16 protein-coding genes are annotated in these 19436 nt (G+C 67.5%); 5 read left to right on the top strand and 11 right to left on the bottom strand.

Going from position 1 to position 19436, the window contains the following annotated elements:
- Nucleotides 1-18: 18 nt before the first annotated feature.
- Entirely contained in the window at nucleotides 19-759 is a 741-nt protein-coding gene (locus AB4059_RS04485) for an SIMPL domain-containing protein (protein ID WP_498976972.1), read from the bottom strand.
- 139 nt (nucleotides 760-898) lie between these two features.
- Between AB4059_RS04485 and AB4059_RS04480 the strand changes: the two genes are divergently transcribed.
- The 4 genes from AB4059_RS04480 (at nucleotide 899) to tldD (ending at nucleotide 8375) form a co-directional block, all read left to right on the top strand.
- Nucleotides 899-1489 carry a Maf family protein gene (locus AB4059_RS04480; protein WP_498976970.1) on the top strand — a complete coding sequence of 197 codons (591 nt, stop codon included), beginning with the start codon at nucleotides 899-901 and terminating at the stop codon, nucleotides 1487-1489.
- Entirely contained in the window at nucleotides 1486-2964 is a 1479-nt protein-coding gene (gene rng / locus AB4059_RS04475; protein WP_498976968.1) for a ribonuclease G, read from the top strand. Before AB4059_RS04480 ends, rng begins: the two co-directional genes overlap by 4 nt.
- A 37-nt stretch (nucleotides 2965-3001) precedes the next feature.
- A complete protein-coding gene (locus AB4059_RS04470; RefSeq protein WP_498976966.1) occupies nucleotides 3002-6853 on the top strand; it encodes a YhdP family protein in 3852 nt (1283 codons plus the stop codon).
- A 79-nt stretch (nucleotides 6854-6932) separates the two neighbouring features.
- Nucleotides 6933-8375: a metalloprotease TldD gene (gene tldD / locus AB4059_RS04465; RefSeq protein ID WP_498976964.1), complete on the top strand. Its 1443-nt coding sequence runs from the start codon at nucleotides 6933-6935 to the stop codon at nucleotides 8373-8375.
- 89 nt (nucleotides 8376-8464) lie between these two features.
- On the opposite strand, the gene yjgA is transcribed toward tldD, so the two are convergent.
- Complete coding sequence (yjgA, locus tag AB4059_RS04460; RefSeq protein ID WP_498976962.1) at nucleotides 8465-9007, bottom strand: ribosome biogenesis factor YjgA; 543 nt, start codon at nucleotides 9005-9007, stop codon at nucleotides 8465-8467.
- 103 nt (nucleotides 9008-9110) lie between these two features.
- Between yjgA and pmbA the strand changes: the two genes are divergently transcribed.
- Nucleotides 9111-10424: a metalloprotease PmbA gene (pmbA, locus tag AB4059_RS04455; RefSeq protein ID WP_498977834.1), complete on the top strand. Its 1314-nt coding sequence runs from the start codon at nucleotides 9111-9113 to the stop codon at nucleotides 10422-10424.
- Between the two features lie 552 nt (nucleotides 10425-10976).
- Here pmbA and AB4059_RS04450 read toward each other — a convergent pair.
- The 9 genes from AB4059_RS04450 to AB4059_RS04410 all read right to left on the bottom strand — a co-directional run bounded on the left by AB4059_RS04450 (nucleotide 10977) and on the right by AB4059_RS04410 (nucleotide 19370).
- A complete protein-coding gene (locus AB4059_RS04450; protein ID WP_498976960.1) occupies nucleotides 10977-11381 on the bottom strand; it encodes a DoxX family protein in 405 nt (134 codons plus the stop codon).
- Between the two features lie 31 nt (nucleotides 11382-11412).
- Nucleotides 11413-11790, bottom strand: a complete 378-nt coding sequence (locus AB4059_RS04445; protein WP_498976958.1) for a YybH family protein — start codon at nucleotides 11788-11790, stop codon at nucleotides 11413-11415.
- A gap of 438 nt (nucleotides 11791-12228) precedes the next feature.
- A complete protein-coding gene (locus tag AB4059_RS04440; protein ID WP_498976956.1) occupies nucleotides 12229-12606 on the bottom strand; it encodes a DUF4870 domain-containing protein in 378 nt (125 codons plus the stop codon).
- A gap of 112 nt (nucleotides 12607-12718) precedes the next feature.
- Entirely contained in the window at nucleotides 12719-14035 is a 1317-nt protein-coding gene (locus AB4059_RS04435) for a M48 family metalloprotease (protein ID WP_498976954.1), read from the bottom strand.
- Nucleotides 14008-15888 (bottom strand): CHASE2 domain-containing protein, encoded by a 1881-nt coding sequence (locus AB4059_RS04430; RefSeq protein WP_498976952.1) that lies wholly within the window; start codon nucleotides 15886-15888, stop codon nucleotides 14008-14010. The genes AB4059_RS04435 and AB4059_RS04430 overlap by 28 nt, the downstream gene beginning before the upstream one ends.
- A gap of 3 nt (nucleotides 15889-15891) precedes the next feature.
- Nucleotides 15892-16770, bottom strand: a complete 879-nt coding sequence (locus AB4059_RS04425) for a polyprenyl synthetase family protein (RefSeq protein ID WP_498976950.1) — start codon at nucleotides 16768-16770, stop codon at nucleotides 15892-15894.
- Nucleotides 16763-17023 carry an exodeoxyribonuclease VII small subunit gene (locus AB4059_RS04420; RefSeq protein WP_498976948.1) on the bottom strand — a complete coding sequence of 87 codons (261 nt, stop codon included), beginning with the start codon at nucleotides 17021-17023 and terminating at the stop codon, nucleotides 16763-16765. Before AB4059_RS04420 ends, AB4059_RS04425 begins: the two co-directional genes overlap by 8 nt.
- A gap of 69 nt (nucleotides 17024-17092) precedes the next feature.
- Nucleotides 17093-18394: a tRNA lysidine(34) synthetase TilS gene (gene tilS, locus AB4059_RS04415; RefSeq protein WP_498976946.1), complete on the bottom strand. Its 1302-nt coding sequence runs from the start codon at nucleotides 18392-18394 to the stop codon at nucleotides 17093-17095.
- A gap of 16 nt (nucleotides 18395-18410) precedes the next feature.
- Nucleotides 18411-19370: an acetyl-CoA carboxylase carboxyltransferase subunit alpha gene (locus AB4059_RS04410; RefSeq protein WP_498976944.1), complete on the bottom strand. Its 960-nt coding sequence runs from the start codon at nucleotides 19368-19370 to the stop codon at nucleotides 18411-18413.
- Between the last annotated feature and the right edge of the window lie 66 nt (nucleotides 19371-19436).

The following is a 19436-nucleotide window of genomic DNA, read 5'->3' as shown; positions in this document are numbered from 1 at the left end:
GGCGCGATGGCCGCAGTGTCACCGACCGAGTTCGAAAACCACGTCAAGGCTCACCGACAGCGTGGTTTCGCCCGGCGCGACCGAGGTCTCCTTGGCCATCGCCATATCGCTGGCCTGCGCACGCATCATGTAGGGCATCGGCGGGCGCGAGGCGCCGCCCTCGGCGATGCTCACCACGCGGCGCACGCGCAGCCCCATCGCCTTGGCGTAGGTCTCGGCGCGCGCCTTGGCCTTGTCCAGCGCGGCCAGGCGCGCTTCGTCGTAGGCCGGTTCGGGCTTGTCGATTTCGAAGGACGGGCCGTTGACCTGGTTGGCGCCGCTGGCCACCAGTGCATCGAGCACCTTGCCGAGCTTGCCGATGTCGCGCGCCTTGATGTTCACCGTGTTGCTGGCCTGGTAGCCGGTGATCGTCGGCGGCGTGTTCTCGGCGTACTTGTATTGCGGCTGCACCGAGATGCCGGCGGTCTGGATGTCGCGCTCGGCGATGCCCGCCGCGCGCACGGCTTTCATCACCGCGTCCATCTGCGTGGCGTTGTCGCGCATCGCGGCGTTGGCATCGGCGGCCTGCGTGACGACGCCGGCGGAGATCGTCGCTACGTCGGGCACGCGCCGGGACTCGGCCTGGGCCGACACCGAGAGCAGCGTGCCGTCGGCGGGGATGGGGGCGGTCTGGGTGCTCTGGGCGTGGGCGGGCATGGCGGTTCCGAAGGCGAGGGCAAGGCCGAGCGCAGCAGACAGGGTGAGGGGGCGAAGGGTCATTCGTGGCTCCATTGGTGAGGGTGTGCTTTCCGTATCGCGGCACTTCTGGTGCAGCGGAGTGAACGAACTGTGAGCCTTGGCGGGGTCGAGCCGAAGCCATGCGAATGTCTCCGTACAGCCGCGGGTTAGACTCCCGGCGATGCTGCATCTCGCCTCGCGTTCCCCTCGACGCTCCGAACTGCTGTCCCGTTTGGGATACACGTTCGGCACCCTCGAGCTCGACATCCCCGAACACCGCGGGCCTTCGGAAGGCGCGGGCGATTATGTACGCCGCGTCGCCCGCGAGAAGGCCGGTGCCGGCCTGTTGCAGGTGATGGCCACGCCCGGCGCGGTCGTGCTCGGCGCCGACACCGAAGTGGTGCTCGGCGATGAAGTCTTCGGCAAGCCGCGCGATGCCGACGCCGCCGCCGCGATGCTCCGCCGCCTCTCCGGCCGCACCCACCAGGTGATCTCCGCCGTGAGCGTGGTCAGCGCCGGGCGCGAAGCGCAGGTGGTCTCCGAATCGCAGGTGACCTTTGCCACGTTGTCCGACGAGGACATCGCGGCCTACCTTGCCAGCCATGAGTGGGACGGCAAGGCCGGCGCTTACGGTATCCAGGGGCGCGCGCAGGTATTGATCGCGCACCTGGCCGGGAGCTTCTCCGGCGTGATGGGCCTGCCCATGTACGAAACCGCGCGCCTGTTGCGCGAATTCGGGATCGCGCCGTCGACCGGGGGGACACGCGCATGAGCGAGGAAATCCTGGTCAACGTCACCCCGCGCGAAACGCGCGTGGCGGTGGTCGAGAACGGCATGCTGCAGGAGCTGCACATCGAACGCGGCTGGCGGCGCGGCGTGGTCGGCAACATCTACAAGGGCCGCGTGCAGCGCGTGATGCCCGGGATGCAGGCCGCCTTCGTCGACATCGGCCTGGACCGCGCCGCCTTCCTGCACGCCAACGACATCGTGCGTGCATCGACCTTGCCCGCCGGCGAGGAAGCCCCGCTGCCGCCCGCGCAGACACGCCCGATCCTGGAGCTGTTGCGCGAAGGCCAGGACGTCGTCGTGCAGGTGGTCAAGGACCCGATCGGCAGCAAGGGTGCGCGCCTGACGACGCAGCTTTCGATTCCCTCGCGTTATCTCGTGCTGCTGCCGCAGTCGCGCGTGGTCGGCGTGTCCTCGCGCATCGAAGACGAAACCGAACGCGCGCGGCTGAAAAGCCTCGTCGCCGAATTCGCCGGCGGCAGCGAGCAGGGCTACATCGTGCGCACCAACGCCGAAGGCCAGCCGGCCGAAGCGCTCGCCGAAGACATCGCCTACCTCAGCCGCGTGTGGGCGCTGGTGGAAGACCAGCAGGGCACGACCAAGGTCGGCGCCTGCATCTACGAAGACCTCAACCTGCCGCTGCGCGCGGTGCGCGACCTGATCCGCCGCGACGTGGAAAAGGTGAAGGTCGATTCGCGCGAAACCTGCGAACGCCTGCAGACCTTCGCCGCGCAATACATGCCGGGCCTGGCCGAGAAGATCGAACCCTACAGCGGCGCGCGCCCCATCTTCGACCTGTACGGCGTCGAAGACGAAATCCAGCGCGCGCTCGAAAAAGAAGTGCCGCTGAAGTCCGGCGGCTACCTGGTCATCGACCAGACCGAAGCGATGACCACCGTGGACGTGAACACCGGTTCCTTCCTCGGTCAACGCAATCTCGAGGAAACCGTTTACCGCACCAACCTCGAAGCGGCGCAGGCGGTGGCCCGCCAACTGCGCCTGCGCAACCTCGGCGGCATCATCATCATCGACTTCATCGACATGACCGACGCCGAGCATCGCCGCCAGGTGCTGCGCACGCTCGAGAAATCGCTGACCAAGGACCACGCCAAGACCACGGTGTACGACTTCTCGCCGCTGGGCCTGGTGGAGATGACGCGCAAGCGCACCGTCGAATCGCTCGAGCGCCAGCTGTGCGAGCCCTGCCACGAATGCGGCGGCCGCGGCACGCTCAAGACTTCCGAAACGGTGACCTACGAAATCTTCCGCGAGATCACGCGCGCGGTGCGCCAGTTCGAAGCCGCGCGCCTTTTGGTGATCGCCTCGCCGAAAGTCGTCGCGCGCATCACCGACGAAGAAAGCGCGGCAGTGGCGGAGTTGGAGGAGTTCCTCGGCAAGTCGATCCGGTTCCAGGCGGACGAGCAGTATCTGCAGGAGCAGTTCGATGTCGTGCTGCTCTGAAGCCGGGGCCCGGGACGCGGGGCTCGGGACCCGGTAGATGCCCACGCCTTTTCGACGCAGGATGCGGCACGCGCGGCGCTTCGTCGGCTATGGCGCGCTCGTGGCCGTCATCTTCGTCGCCTTGCTGGTCGGCCTTGCGAAGCAGTTGTTGCCGCTCGCAGAAACACATCCCGACCGCATCGCCGCGTGGCTGAGCCAACGCGCCGGACGTCCTGTGCATTTCGCGAAAGTCGAAACGCAATGGACGCGGCGCGGCCCGTTGTTGCGGCTCGACGATCTGCGCCTGGGCGACGGCGCGCAATCGATCCTCATCGGCGACACCGAAATGCTGGTCTCGCTCTACGGCGGGTTGTTGCCGGGCGGGACATTCTCCGAGTTGCGCCTGCGCGGCCTGGATCTCACGGTCGAACGCGCGGCCGACGGCTTCTGGTCCGTGCGCGGTTTGCCGGGGCAGCAGACCGAAGGCGGCGATCCCTTCGCCGCGCTCGAACGCCTGGGCGAATTGCAGATCATCGGTGGGCGTTTGCATGTGGTCGCACCGACGCTCGGCATCGACGCCACCGTCCCGCGCATCGACCTGCGCCTGCGCGTGGAAGGCGACCGCATCCGCAGCGGCATGCGCGCATGGATGCGGCCGAATGTTTCGCCGCTCGACGCGGCGCTCGACTTCGACCGCAAGCTCGGCGACGGCCAGGCCTACGCCGGCGCGGTGAAGGCCGACCTCGGCGCGTGGGCGCCGCTGCTGCACGTGCTCGGCGTGGAAGCGCAGTCGGGCCACGGGCGTGCGCAGGCCTGGGCGCAATTGCGCGGGCATCGCGTCGCTTCGATCATCGCCGACGCCAAGCTCGACGATGTCGCGTTGCGCGGCGCGCCTTTGCGCGATGCGAGCGGCGTGCGCGTGCCGCAGGCGCGCTTCGGCCACGTGGAATTGCGTGCGCGCCTGAAACACAACGGCGGCGAGTGGCGTTTCGATGCACCCAAGCTGCTCATTCACACCGACAAGAGCCAACAGAAACTCGACGGCCTGTTGCTGATCGGCGGCACGCGCTTCGGCATGCGCGCCGAACGCGTCGACGCCGGTCCTTTGCTCGCCGCCGCCGCGCTCAGCGATCGCATGGATGCGGGTTTGCGCCGCTGGATCCTGCTCGCGAAGCCGCAAGCCCTGCTGCAACAGGTGGAAGTCGTCGGCATGCACGCCGGCGCGTTGCAGGCGCACGGCACGCTTTCGGGCGTGGGCTTCGCGCCCGTCGGCAATTCACCGGGCCTGCGCCAACTCGCGGGTGAAGTGATCGGCGATGGCGATGGCCTGGTGTTCACCGCCGATCCGAAATCCACCGTCGATTTCGACTGGCCGGCCGGTTTCGGCGTCGTGCATCCGGTGACGCTCGCCGGGCGCATCGCGCTGTGGCGCGAAGGCGCAGGCTGGCGCGTGGGCACCGATGGCTTCCGCGTGCGTGGCCGCGATTTCGGCCTGCACGCGCGCGGCGGAATGTGGTTCCAGAACGACGGCACGCGGCCGTGGATCGACTTCGCCGTCGACCTGGATCCGACGCTGCTGCCGACGGCCAAGGGCTTCCTCGTGCGTCACCTGATGCCCGATGCGACGGAGCATTGGCTCGACGCGGCGCTGGTCGGCGGTTCGCTGAAGAACGGCCGTGCGATCGTTTCCGGCGATCTCGACGACTGGCCCTTCCTGCACCAGAACGGCTTGTTCCGCGCCGATGCCGAGCTCGACGACGCGACCGTGAAGTTCTCGCCCGACTGGCCGGCGACCGAACACATGTACGGTCCCATCAGCTTCGTCGGCAACGGGTTTTCGGTCGAAGGCAAAGCGACGATCGCCGGCGTGGACATCCCGCACATCCGCGCGGGCATCCCGGATTTCAGCAAGTCCGAGTTGTACGTGCAGGCGCAAGGTTCCAGCGATGCATCGAAACTCGTGAGCCTGTTGCAGCACAGCCCGCTCAACAAGGAAAACGGCGAAACGCTCGCCAACATCGAAGCCAGCGGTCCGGCGGACGTCACCTTCGACATGCTCCTGCCGCTGCATTCGCCGCACGCGGTGGGTCGCACGAAGGGCACGGTCGAACTCAAGGGCGCGCGCCTGCGCGAAAAGCGCTGGGACCTCGCATTCGAAGACGTGCGCGGCAAGGCCGATTACGGCGATGGTGGTTTCGCGGCGAATGCGTTGACGGTGCTCCACGAAGGCCAGCCGGGCACGCTCGGCCTGCGCGCGGGCACGGCGTTCGTGCGCGACAAGGCGCAGGCCTTCGAAGCCGACATGCAGGTGACGATGGAGGCCAAGGCACTCATCGATCGCGCGGGCAACCTGGGCTGGTTGCGCTCCTACCTGGAGGGGCGCTCGCCGTGGACGGTCTCGCTCGCATTGCCCAAGGCGAGCGGCGGGACGGCATCGCCCACGAAACTCACGCTGCGCTCCACGCTGGTCGGCACCACGCTCGACCTGCCGGCGCCGCTGCACAAGGCGACGAATGCTGCGTTGCCCGCGACGATCGAAGCCGATCTTCCGCTCGGCGAAGGCGAGGTACGCGTCGCCTTCGCGAACCTCCTGGCGCTGCGCGCACGCACGCGCGGCGATCAGACCGGATTGCGCGTGGTGGTCGGCAGCGATCGCGTCGACGAAGCGCCGCCGGCCTCGGGCCTGGTCGCGACGGGCCATGCGCCCTCGCTGGACCTCATCGACTGGATCGGCCTGGCCGAAAGCGGCAAGAGCGGCGGCGACGCGAAGGGCGGCGGCGGATTGCCGCTGCGACGCATCGACGTGCGCACCGACAAGCTGCTGCTGCTTGGTGGTGTGTTTCCCGATGCGCGCGTGCAGGTGTCGCCCGCCAACAACAACGCGAGCAGCGTGGTGGTCAGCGGCCCCGCGCTCGCCGGCACCGCGACCGTGCCCGATGCGCAGGGCGCGGCGATCACCGGCCGCATGGACCGCGCGTATTGGCATTCGCCGGTCAAACCCGCCAACGCACCCGCCACACCGCCGGTGCCCGATGCGCATCCGATCGATCCGGCCACCATTCCCGCATTGAGCTTCGACGTCGCCGATTTGCGCATCAACGCGCTGTCGCTCGGCGCGGCGGTCATCCGCACGCGGCCGACCGCAACCGGCATGCGTTTCGACACGCTGCAAGCGCAGTCCGACCAGCACAAGATCGCGGTGACCGGCGACTGGAACGGCATGGGCGCGGCGGCGCGCACGCGCGTGGGCCTGCAGATCCAGAGCGAAGATTTCGGCAAGTTGATGGATGGCTTCGGCCTGGCGGGCCAGTTGGCCAGCGGGCAGGGCACGGCGAAGTTCGATGCGACCTGGCCCGGTGCGCCGCGCGAATTCGGTGCGCGCGGCGTGGATGGCACGCTGGCGCTGGACGTGAAGGAAGGCACGCTGCTGGAAATCGAGCCCGGCGCCGGCCGCGTGCTCGGCCTGCTGAGCCTGGCCCAACTTCCGCGGCGCCTGCTGCTGGACTTCCGCGATTTCTATTCCAAGGGCCTGGCGTTCAATCGCATCGACGGCCACGTGCGCCTGTCGCAGGGCAAGGCGCGCACCGACGACCTCACCATCGACAGCCCCGCGGCGCAGATCCAGATCCGCGGCGCCGCCGACCTGCAGGCGCAGACCTTCGACCAGACCGTCGAAGTCGTCCCGCGCGCGGGCAACCTGTTGACCGTTGCCGGTGCCGTCGTTGGCGGCCCCGTGGGCGCGGCCATCGGCGCGGCGGCCAATGCGGTGCTGAAGAAGCCCATCGGCCAACTGACCGCCAAGACCTACCACGTGACCGGCCCCTGGAAAGACCCGAAGGTCGAAGTCACCAAGAAATCCGAACCGCAGGGGCGGTCGAGCGCATCGGCCGACGATTCCCCGAACGGATGAGCCGCCGCAGGCGGTTGCGTCACGCGTGTTGCATCACCATCTCAGTCTGCGTCACCGACGCAACAATCCTGGATCGCCCATGACCCTGCCGCTGAAGATCGCCGAAAACCGCCTGCTCGTCCCCGCCGGCCTTGCCACCGGGGCACTCGATACGGCCTTCGGCGCGTTGCTCGGGCCCGGCATCGATTTCGGCGACCTGTATTTCCAGCACGCGCGCCGCGAGAGCTGGACGATGGAAGACGGCATCGTCAAGGACGGCGCGCATGCCATCGAACAAGGCGTCGGCGTGCGCGCGATCTCCGGCGAGAAAACCGGCTTTGCGTATTCCGACGAGATCGACACGCCTGCGCTGATCGAAGCGGCGAAGTCCGCGCGTGCGATCGCGCGCGACGGCTCGTCGGCCTTGCCGCGCGCGCTGGTGCCCGGCACCGGTCGCAGCCTGTATTCGTCGGACGATCCGATCGACGGCATGGCCAACGAAGAAAAAGTCGAAGCCCTGCGCGAGATCGATCGCTTCCTGCGCGCCGCCGACCCGCGCGTGAAGCAGGTGATGGTGTCGCTGGCCGGTGGCGTCGACACGGTGCTGGTCGCGCGCAGCGACGGCGTGCTCGCCGCCGACGTGCGCCCGCTCGTGCGCCTGAACGTGCAAGTGATCGTCGAACACAACGGCCGCCGCGAAAGTGGTTACGCGGGCGGTGGCGGGCGGTATTCGTACGCCGAGTTGCTGGCGGACGGGAAGCCGCAACATTTCGCGCGCGAAGCCCTGCGCCAGGCGCTGGTCAATCTCGAAGCCATCGATGCGCCCGCGGGCCTGATGCCCGTCGTGCTCGGCAACGGTTGGCCCGGCGTGCTGTTGCACGAAGCCGTGGGCCATGGGCTGGAAGGCGACTTCAATCGCAAGGGCACGTCCACTTACGCCGGCCGCATGGGCCAGCGCGTCGCTTCGCCGGGCGTCACCATCGTCGACGACGGCACGCTGCCGAACCGTCGTGGTTCGCTCAACGTCGACGACGAAGGCACGCCGACGGCCTGCACGACGCTGATCGAAGACGGCGTGCTCGTCGGTTACATGCAGGACACGCACAACGCGCGCCTGATGGGCATGCAGCCCACCGGCAACGGCCGCCGCGAATCCTTCGCGCACCTGCCGATGCCGCGCATGACCAACACCTACATGCTCGCCGGCGACCACGACCCCGAGGAAATGATCCGCTCGGTCAAGAAGGGCCTGTACGCGGTGAACTTCGGCGGCGGCCAGGTCGACATCACCAGCGGCAAGTACGTCTTCTCCGCCACCGAGGCCTACCTGATCGAAGACGGCAAGATCACCGCGCCGGTGAAGGGCGCCACGCTGATCGGCAACGGCCCGGAAACGATGCAGCGCGTGAAGATGATCGGCAACGACCTCGCGCTCGACGAAGGCGTGGGCGTGTGCGGCAAGGATGGGCAGAGCGTGCCAGTGGGCGTGGGGCAGCCGTCGTTGCTGATCGATCAGCTGACTGTGGGTGGGACGCAGGCGTGAAGCCGTTTGCGCAAGAGCGGGAATGGGGAATGGGGAATAGTCGTGGCGCGGCGGCTGCAGCCCCTGCGAAATTACTATTCCCCATTCCCCTATTCCCCATTCCCTTCTTCTCGCTCGGCCTGCATCGCTTCGCGTACGACCTGGAAGATCTCGCGGAACGCACGCGGCGGCTTGTTGCGATTGCGTTCCTCGATCGCATTGCGCACCAGCGTGCGCAGGCGCTGGCGGTCGGATTGCGGGAACGCGTCGAGGAATTCGGCCAGCGCTTCGTCGCCGCCGTCGATCAGGCGTTCGCGCCAGGCTTCGACGCGATGCATTTCGGCCACTTCACGCCGCGACGCCTCGCCCTTTTCGTCGAGCGCATCGCGCAGCGCATCCAGCGTTTCTTCGTCTTCCCGGCGCATCTGCTTGGCCAGGAATTGCAGCTGCCGCTTGTGCGCGATGTGCGAGGTGATGCGGCGCGTCTCGAGGATGTGCGGCATCAGGCTGTCGGGAATCGGCAGCTTCGCCAGCTGGGCGTCGCTCAGCACCGCCAGCTTGCCGCCCAGTTCCAGCACGTCCAGCGCCGCGCGGCGCTGTTCGCTGCGGCTGGGGCTGTAGAACTCACCGGTTTGATCGTCCTTCCCGCGCATCGCCCGATCCCTGCCATTGTTCGCTTTCAAGGATAGACCATTGGACAACGCCCCCCTGTCGACGGCCGGTCAGGCCTCCTCCCGCGACGAGAGCGTCGCCCGCATGGGCGTGCTGTCGGACATCGCGCGCCAGCTGCTCGACCGTTGCCGCGCCGCCGGCGCCTCCCAGGCCGAGGTCTCCTGCTCGCAGGAGCACGGCCTCAACGTCAACGTCCGCATGGGCGCGGTGGAAACCGTCGAATCCACGCGCGACCGCGGGATCGCGGTCACCGTGTATTTCGGCAAGCGCAAGGGCAGCGCCAGCACCGCCGACCTGCGCGAGGAGAGCCTGGCCTCCACGGTCGAACAGGCCTGCGCGATCGCGCGGCACACCGAGGACGATGAAGCCTCTGGCCTGGCCGATCCGGAGCTGATGGCGAAGGACCTGCGCGAGTTCGACGCCTGGCATCCCTGGGAGATCGACGCCGACCGCGCGCTCGACATCGCACTGGCGTGCGAGCAAGCCGGCCGCGACCAGGATGCGCGCATCGAGAACAGCGACGGTGCCTCGGTGGGCAGCAGCGAATCGCTGGGTGTGTACGCCAATTCGCACGGCTTCCTCGGTGCCGAACGCAGTACGCAGCACACGATCGGTTGCGCGTTGATCGCCGGCCGCGGCGACCAGATGCAGCGCGACGGTTGGTATACGACGGCGATTTCCGCGGACGACCTGGATTCGGCGGCATCCGTCGGGCGCCGTGCGGCCGAACGCGCGGCCTCGCGCTTGGCGCCGCGTTCCTTGCCGACGGGCGAGGTGCCGGTGTTGTTCGCGGCGGAAATCGCACGTTCGCTGGTCGGGCACTTGTTGGGCGCGGTCTCTGGCGGCGCGTTGTATCGGCGCGCGAGTTTCCTGGTCGATTCGGTGGGCACGCAGTTGTTCCCCGATTGGTTTTCCATCGAAGAAGATCCGTTCCTGATGCGCGGCTTCCGTTCGGCGTCCTTCGATTCGGAAGGCGTGGCGACGCGTGCGTCGTCGCTGGTCGACGGCGGTGTGTTGCAGCGGTACGTGCTCGGGAGTTATTCGGCGCGCAAGCTCGGTTTGCAGACGACGGCGAATGCCGGCGGGGTGCACAACCTGCAGGTGCGTGCGAACGCGGGCGATTTCGACGCGTTGGTCGGCGGGATGAAGCGCGGGCTGTTGGTCACCGAGTTGATGGGGCAGGGCGTGAACGCGGTGACGGGCGATTATTCGCGCGGTGCGGCGGGGTTCTGGGTCGAGGACGGCGAGGTGAAGTTCGCGGTCGACGGGATCACGATCGCGGGGAACCTGAAGAAGATGTTCTCGGCGATTGAAGCCGTCGGATCGGATGTGGATCCGCGTTCGCATATTCGATGTGGGTCGATTTTGGTTGGGCGGATGACTGTTGCTGGCGAATAAGCGAAGAGCCGGCTCCAGCATTAGCGCGCCGCCGGGAACGTGGAGAGTTCCAAATTTTTTTGGGAAAAAAATTTGAAACTCTCCACGCTGCGGCATCACCTTTCGGGTCGCTTCGATCAAGGGGCTTTCGCCCGAGCCGTCATTGGGGGCTGCAAAGCAAGCTTTGCAGGAAGCCGATCGTTTTCGTGAAGGGCGCGCGACCCCGCTTCACCCCTCAAATCGCCGCGAAGGTGCCGATGCCCGAGAGAGGACATCGCGCTTGCGAGGACCAGCACCCACGCGAGTCGTGATGTCCTCGACGGGCGAGGCGCCGGCCCGTCTGGTGTGCTGGCTGTACGCGCGCAAGCTTAAATTCGCAACGTCCCCATTCCCCACAGTGCTGTCGAGCAACCCGACGCCTGGTGCGCGGTCGTCGTCGCGTTGGAGGGCCTCATTGCGGAGCGTGAGCTCTTGCGGAGCAATGAGGCCCTTCAATGCGGCGGCGCGCCGCGCCACTCTGGTGGAGCCGAACACACCCCAACCAGCGAAACCCTCTGCGCCCCAGCTCCAACATCATCCCCGCACCGGCCAGTAATCAATCGCCACAGCCGCAAACGACGCGATCAGCAACGCACTGAACTCCCATCCGCCTTCACCCGGCCCGACGATGAAGAACCCGGCCTGCCAGTGGAAAAGCACGATCCCGGTGATGAAGATCAGGATCAACACAGCGCACATGCTTCGCACGAACAACCCCAGCGCGATCAGCAACGTGCCGCCGGTTTCGGCGAGATTGATCAGCTGCGCCTGGACCTGCGCGAACGGAAATCCCATCTGCGCAAGCACATTCCCGAGCGGCACGATCTCACCGTAAAGATACCGGTGAACCCCGTGCGTAAAAATGATCGCGCACACGGCCAACTTGAGCACATCGATCGCCACGCGCCCCCTGCGAACCACCTGGACACTCGCCAGCATCGCTTCCCCCTTTCGCAACGTTGCCAGACAATTATTTGACCGCCGGCGCAGGCTCATCCGACGGATGATCGACGATGTACTGCCAACGCCCGTCGATCTTCTTCTGCACATCGACATACCGCCCGTGCTCCACCGACTCCGCCCCGGACTTCTTGTCGACGAGCGTGATCGCATACGTCCCCCACGCCACCCGCGTATCGCCCATCGCTTCCTCGCCCATCTGCGCCAGCGAAGCATCCTTGACCGTCATCGCCGCCATGTACCCCGCGAACCCATCCCGGATCGCCGCCCGCCCCTTGGCCATCGGCCCACCCGGGAACCAGATGATCGCGTCATCGGCATAACAGGACGCAACCTTGTCCGCGTCATTGGCCTTCATCCCCGCCAGGAAACAGTCGCCCGCCGGCATCGCCTCCGCGGCAATCACCGCCCCCGACGCCAGCCCAAGCCCACACGAAAACAACACAGCAGCGCCCAACCGGCTTCGTGCACGCATCGCAGCATCTCCGATCAAATGCGGGCCCACCGCCCGTAACAGGCAGATACGCCACCCCCATCCGACAACGGCCATAAAAACAGCGCAGCCGCCCCCAAAAACGATCAGCTACCTGCAAAGCTAGCTTTGCAGCCCCCAAAGACGGCTCGGGCGAAAGCCCCCTGATCGAAGCGACCCGCAAGGTGATGCCCCAGCGTTGTGCGTTTCAAATTTTTTTCCCAAAAAAATTTGGAATGCACAACGTTCGGGCGACGCGCCGATCGGTTTTCCGAGCGCGCTTTACTACGGACAAAAGGACACAAAAAAGGGCGACGCTCTCGCGCCGCCCTTTCGGATCGCCTGAAGCGAATATCAGTTGATCAGACGCAACGTAAACGGATATCGATAAGCCGTCCCCTCGTTCGCCTTGATCGCCGCGATGATCGTCAACACCAACGCCGCCAACCCGATCAGGAACATCAACACGAACCCGATCACCACGAGGATCAGGATCGCCGACACCACCATCGCGATCGTCACCGTGATCTGGAAATTGAGCGCCTCCTTGGCCTGATTGTCGACGAAGGGCATCGTCTCCTTCTTGATCAACCAGATCACCAGCGGCCCGATGATGTTGCCGAACGGAATGACCAGGCCCACGAGCGCGGACAGATGCGCGAACATCGCCCACTGGCGCTCTTCGGGCGGAATACCAGTCGAACCGGTGTTGCTCGGATCAATATCGTTCATTGCGTGTCCCCGTTGAAGTGGATCGCGCCCGCACTGCGGCCCGGTAACCGAACTGTCGGCTGCCCGCCAGCCCGCGTCAAGCGCGTGGAAGAACCGGATTAAGAGAAGCCCGTCACCGTCCCGCGACCTGGTCGCGGTCCAGCCGATCCAGGCGCTCGTCGAGCGGCGGATGCGTCTTGTACAACTGCGCCAGGCTCCCGGAGCTGGTGCCCGCCGCCATCATCTTCTGCAACACCGCATACAACGCCAGCGGATCGTAGCCGGCACGCGCCAGGTACACCTGCGCCGCGTGGTCGGCGTTGTACTCGGCGCCACGATCCAGGCTCGTGGCCATGATCGTCGCACCGTGTTTGGCCACGTACTCCTTGGCCATGCTGCCCGCGATGCCGCCGCCGACGGCGACGTTCGACGAGGCCGCGTCGGTCAACGCACCCTGCGTTTCCTGCTTCTTGATCACGTTGTAGTGATCGCGCTGCACGATGTGCGCGAGCTCGTGCCCGATCACCGCGGCGACCTCTTCGTCGTCGCCGAGCAACTCGTACATTCCGCGCGTGATCAGGATGTAGCCGCCGGGCGCGGCGAACGCGTTGATTTCCGGCGTATCGATGACGCCGAAACTCCAGGGCAGGTCGGGGCGCGAAGTCTGCGATGCCATCCAGCGGCCGATACGATTCACGCGCGCCTGCGCTTCGGGATCGTCGACGAGTTTCGCGGCACCCAGCACGCGACCCGCGATTTCCGGGCCGAGCGCGGCTTCTTCGGCGGCCTGTTCGGTTTCCGACTTGCCCTGCGCGGCCTCGGCGACATTGGCCGCCGAATCCACCGGCGCCGGCGCTCCGAGGCCCACGGCCGACATGATGCCGCGCGCGAGCGAGAACCCGCTGCGCTTCTCCTGCTGCGTCGCCTTCGGTCCGGCGTCGGCGACGGGCTTGAACTCGTTGGGCAGCGCAACCTGCTTCGCGTGCAGTCCCTTCGCGCTCGCATCCGAGGCAGCCGCCTGCGGCGTGACGCGGTTGCTTTCCAGTTGCGCCATCTGCGTGGCGTCGTAGCCCGCGGATTTCAGGTCGCTTTCGTCGATGCCGCGCACGCCCGCGGTTTCGGACACGCGGCCCTTGCCGGCCTTGCCGGTGAACAGCGCGTTGCCGGACGCGCCGGCCTTCGCATACTGCATGCGCACATCGTTCACGCGCAGGAACCCGCTACCGCCAGCGGGCAGGGTGACCTGGAACCACAGGCCCTGCTGGCCGGCGATGGCGACTTGTTCGTTCTGCTTCAGCGTCGCGACGGTCGGCGACTTCAGGTCCGGCGCGCCGTGCACGTCGACCGAGGGCTTGTGGACCGTCGCGGTTTGCCCCGCGGCGAATGCGGCCGCGCTGCACAACGCGAGCGCGCAGCCCAGGATCAGTCGGCGGATGGATCGGTGTCGCATGCAGCAGCTCCGGAACGCGTCTGGTCTGCTTGCATGAACGGAATTTCCCGCGAAAGCGGCCACTCTTCCTGCCGGTCCAGCGCGTGGCCGAGCGCCTCGCGCAAGCGCAGGCGCTCGCCGCGATGGCTGTCGTCGGCGTTGTCGTCCAGCTCGGAGGTGACGACGCAGACCTTCACCGTGCCGTCGTCGTCGAGGCGATCGTTGTGCGCATTCAGATGGTCGTACAGCGCGCCCAGGTCGTGGCGCGCGCGTTGCACCGCTTCGGCGCGCGTTTCGCCTTTCCAGACCAGCACCATCAGATCGTCGAGCGTCTCGTGCAGCCAGCTCTTGCGTTCCACGACGCCCTCGAGCATGACCGCGTGGCTGCCCGCATACAGGTAACGGCGCAGGCGGCGGCGGTATTCGCGGCGACGGCGCGTGGCCGCATGTTCGTCGAGCGAGGGATAGACCGCGAAACGCACGCGCGCGAACACCATCCACCGGTCCCGGTCGGGGTCGAACTCGGGCAGGAAATCCGAATTGCCCACCGCGCGTCCGCGTTGCACGCCCGCATACGTGCGGCACAGGCCGAAGCAGAGGCTGACGAAACCCACGCTCGCGAAGATGTCGAAGAACACGCCGAAGAACGTCAGGCCCGCGTACGCGAGGATGAGCAACAGCAGGTTGGTGGCGACGAAGATCGAGTCGATGTCGGTAGCCGGTTCGCCACGCCAGAAGGCGAAGGCGGTGAGTACGACCAGGAGCGCGGCGAGGAAATACTTCAGCGATGCGGGCGGCAACCAGATCGCGCTGTGGTCGACGAGGGCGGCGACCGCCTCGGCGTGGACCTCCACGCCCGGCATTTGCATGTCCACCGGCGTGGGCTTGGCGTCGTTGAGCCCGGAGGCGGTGTAGCCGACCACGACGACGGCATTCTTGAAGCTGGGCAGCGCCTCTTTGGCATCGCGGCAAACCGGCTTGCCTTCGATCAGGTCGGCTGCGCTGACGTAGGGCAGGCGCGAATTCGAGCGCCAATTGATGCGCACCGATTCGGGAAACGCCGCGAACGGGCGCCCGGTGTCCTGCGACGCCAACCGGAGTGCCAGCGACGGAAGGCCCCAATCACCTGCGGTCTGGCGGAGCGGCACGTCGCGCAAGATCCCATCTTCGGAACGCGTGATGTCGACCAGGCCGCTGTACCTGCGCATCGCATCGCCGTAGGGCAACAACATCGCGACCGGTGGGCCGGGCTTGCTTGCATCTGCCGACAACGCAAACGCACCCGGCACTTTCGACGCGGGAATCGCATTGCCGGCATCGTCGAACGCCGAGTGCTTGCGCGAGGATGCGAACACGAACCGCCCTTCGCCGCCGAACGCCATCGCATCGAGCGTCCCATCGCCATCCGGATCGTTGGTCGAACGATCGGGAAACTGGATGTCGTAACCGACCGACTTCGCGGCGGCGCGGTCGAGTGCGTCCAGCAAGTCGGCGTGGCGTTGCCGACGCCACGGCCAGCCGCCTTCGCCGTGATGGTCGAAGTAATCGATCGAACAATCGTCGATCTCCACCACGATCACCCGCTTCGACGGTTGCGGTTCGATGGGCCGACTCTTGATGACCTTGTCGAACACCGCGTTTTCCGCGGCGCCGAGCGAGCGATCACCGTTCCAGTCGTACGCGAGCCAACCGACGGCCACGAGTGCGAGCAAGGGATAGAACGCGAATCGCACGTGCAGCGCCAGGCGCGCAAGCGGACGCTTGTACGCACGCTCCAGCCGCCCCCATCCATCGATGAAGCCCTGCGCCACGGTGGCCATCACGGCGTCGATGACGCCGAGGAACGTGCGCGAGCGTCGCTTGCGCCGGGCCATGGCTCAGTGTGTCCGGTCGACCGCCGCGCGGCCCAGCGCCGCGAGGGCGTCGGCTTGCGCACCGAAGGGCGCGAGGGCATCGCGCATCGCAACCGACAGCGTCGACAGGCGCGCGCGCGTGGCGTCCAGGCCGAGCAGGGCGGGGAAGGTGGCTTTCTGCTGCGCGGCATCCTTGCCCGCGGTCTTGCCGAGCGACGCGCTGTCGCCTTCGACGTCGAGCAAATCGTCGCGGACCTGGAACGCGAGGCCCAGCGCATCGGCGAAGGTATCGAGCCGCGCGCGCGTGGCGGCATCCACACCTGCCGCGAGCGCACCCAGGCGCACCGACGCACGCAACAGCGCGCCGGTCTTCATCGCATGCAGGCGTTCGAGTTGCGCGAGCGTGATCTTCGCGCCGCCGGTCGCATCGATGTCGAGCGCCTGGCCGCCGCACATGCCGGCGACACCGGAGGCGCGTGCGAGTTCGGCGAGCATTCCGACGCGTCGCTGCGCATCGACCGGCGCATGCGCGAGCACTTCGAACGCGAGCGATTGCAAGGCATCGCCGGCGAGGATCGCGGTGGCTTCGTCGAAGGCGACGTGCACGGTGGGTTTGCCGCGACGCAGTGCGTCGTCGTCCATCGCGGGCAGATCGTCGTGCACGAGGGAGTAGGCGTGGATGAGTTCGACGGCGACGGCGGGTGCGTCGAGTGCGTCGAGCGGCGCGCCGAAGGCCGTGCCCGTCGCGTAGACCAGTAGCGGGCGCATGCGCTTGCCGCCATCGGTGGCGGCGTAACGCATGGCGGCGTGGAGGCGTTGCGGCGCGGTGTTCGCGTCGGGAAGCGCGGCGGCGAGCGCTGCGTCGATGCGCGCGCGCCAGGCCGCGAAATCGGCGTCAGGCATCCGCGGTCGGCGCGCCGAAGGGTTCGGCGTTGTCGGGCTGTTCCGGATCGGTGAGCAGGCGCACGCGCAGTTCGGCCTGTTCCAGCGCGGTCTGGCATTTGCGGTAGAGGCCCACGCCGCGCTCGTAGGCGGCGAGCGATTCTTCCAGGCTCATTTCGCCGTGTTCCATCTTCTCCACCAACTGTTCGAGCTGGTCGAGGGAAGCCTCGAAATCGGCGACCGGGGAGGGCGGGGTGTCGGGCGAGTGGGCCATGCGCGCAAGTGTGCGGCGGCACCGGGGGCAGGGTCAATGCAGGGCCCCGGGGCGTGCCGTCGTGCCGGGCTACCCCGTCGTCCACGCGATGCGCGCCTCGTGCTTGCGCAGCCAGGCATCGAAGGTCGCCGACAACACGCGGTCGCCGGCGGCGAGCACTGCATCGTCGGCATCGACCAGCAACGGCAGTCGCGCGCGGTCCCATGCGGGGATGTCGGCCTCCTGCAAACAGTGCTTGAGGCTGTGCGAATGCGTGCGACCTGGCAGGGCGATGCGTTCGCCGCCGCGGCGCAGGCGGACGCGCAAGGGCGCGTGGAAGGCCGGCGCACCCAGCAACGCGAGCGTGCCGCCGTCGGGGAGGATCAGCGGCAGGCGGCCGTCCCAGACGTCGGACCAATCGGCCGAAACTTTCGGGGGAATGGGCGCCGCGCGCCAGAGATCGCACCAACGGCGCAGCTCGGCGCCGGCCCATTCGAAGCGGAAGTCGGTGTCGGGTGCGTTGGTCGCCAGGTCGCGCTCGATTTGCGCGATCCCTTCGGCGGGCAGTGGCGGCAGGCCGCGTTCGGCGATCCAGCGTCGCAGGGCGCGTGCGCGGCGCGCGGCGGGCAACGCGCGCAAGGGGTCGATGGCGAGTACGCGCGGGTCGTCGGTGCGTGCCTGCGCGAGGACTTGCGCGTCGTCGTCGGCGAGCAGCGCCGCTGCTTCGGCACTCAGTGCGGCGGAGCGGGCGAGGGCGGCGTCGGCGTGCGGCCAGCGTTCGCGCAGCAAGGGCAGGATCTTGTGGCGCAGGAAATTGCGGTCGTGCGCGAGCGTGTCGTTCGCGGGATCTTCGATGAAGGCCAGGCCATGCGCACTCGCATACGCACGCAGGGCATCGCGTGGCACGTCGAGCAAGGGGCGCCACAGCCAACCGTTCGCGAACGGCCGCAGCGGCCGCATCGCCGCCAATCCATCGGGGCCCGATGCGCGCAATGCACGCAGCAGGAAGGTTTCGGCCTGGTCGTCGCGGTGATGCGCGAGCGCGAGCAGCGACCCGTCGTCCATCTCCGCCGCGAGCGCCGCCTGTCGCGCTTCGCGCGCCGCGGCTTCGAGCCCGAGTTTCGAACGTCGATCGACGACCACGCGCGCCACGTGCAAGGGCACGCCGAGCGCCGCGCACGCGCGTTCGCACTGCGCGGTCCAGGCATCGGCCTGGTCGCTCAGGCCGTGGTGGATGTGGATCGCGCGCAGCCCGCGTTCGCGGACCTCGCGCATCGCCGCGAGCGCATGCAGCAGGACCGTGGAATCCAGCCCGCCGCTGTAGGCGACGAAGACCGGTGCGCCACGCCCGGTATCGGGCAGCACGATGGGCAGCGAAAGGGCGGCCGACATCGTGCGACCGTCGCCGTCAGACGACTTCGTAGGCCCCGTAGGACCGCAGGCGCTGGTAACGGCGTTCGACCAGTTCGTCGACCGGCACCCCGGCCAGCGCGTCGAGTTCGTTCACCAGCACCGCCTTCAGGCGCGTGGCCATCTGGCGCGGATTGCGATGCGCGCCGCCGATGGGCTCGCGCACGATCTTGTCGATCAGGCCGAGTTCCTTCAGGCGCTTGGCGGTCATGCCGAGTTGTTCGGCCGCGTCCTTCGCCTTCTCCGCGGTCTTCCACAGGATCGAGGCGCAGCCTTCGGGCGTGATGACCGAGTAGGTGCCGTATTCGAGCATCAGCGTGCGATCGCCCACGCCGATGGCGAGCGCGCCGCCGGAGCCGCCTTCGCCGATCACCGTGCAGATGATCGGCACCTTGAGCTCCGACATCTCCAGCAGGTTGCGCGCGATGGCTTCGGACTGGCCGCGTTCCTCGGCATCGATACCCGGCCAGGCGCCGGCGGTGTCGATGAAGGTCAGGATCGGCAGGCCGAAACGCTCGGCGAGCTTCATCAGGCGCAGCGCCTTGCGATAACCCTCGGGCTTGGGCATGCCGAAGTTGCGGCGGATCTTGGCCTTGGTGTCGCGGCCTTTTTCATGGCCGATGATCACGACCGGCCGGCCGTCGATGCGCGCAAGGCCGCCGACGATGGCGTTGTCGTTGGCGAAGGCGCGGTCGCCGGCGAGTTCTTCGAACTCGTCGCACATCACGCGCACGTAATCGAGCGTGTAAGGCCGCGCGGGGTGGCGCGCGAGCTGCGAGATCTGCCACGACGACAGGTCGCGGAAGATCTGCGCCGTGCGCATGCGCAGCTTGTCCTGCAGTGCGTGGACTTCGGCGTCGATGTTGACCGCCGGGCCGTGGCTGGCGTGGCGGAGTTCCTGGATCTTCGCTTCCAGGTCGGCGATGGGCTGCTCGAAATCGAGGTAATTCGGGTTCATTGGCGACGCGGGGCGGCCAGGTGAAGGCAAGGTGGGGGAGTGTAGCCCACGGCCCCGGACCGTACG

This window comes from Lysobacter sp. 2RAF19 (assembly GCF_052115395.1).
GTDB lineage: Bacteria > Pseudomonadota > Gammaproteobacteria > Xanthomonadales > Xanthomonadaceae > Noviluteimonas.
Note: the sequence above shows the minus strand (reverse complement) of the source record. Positions and strands in the feature narration are given on the sequence as shown.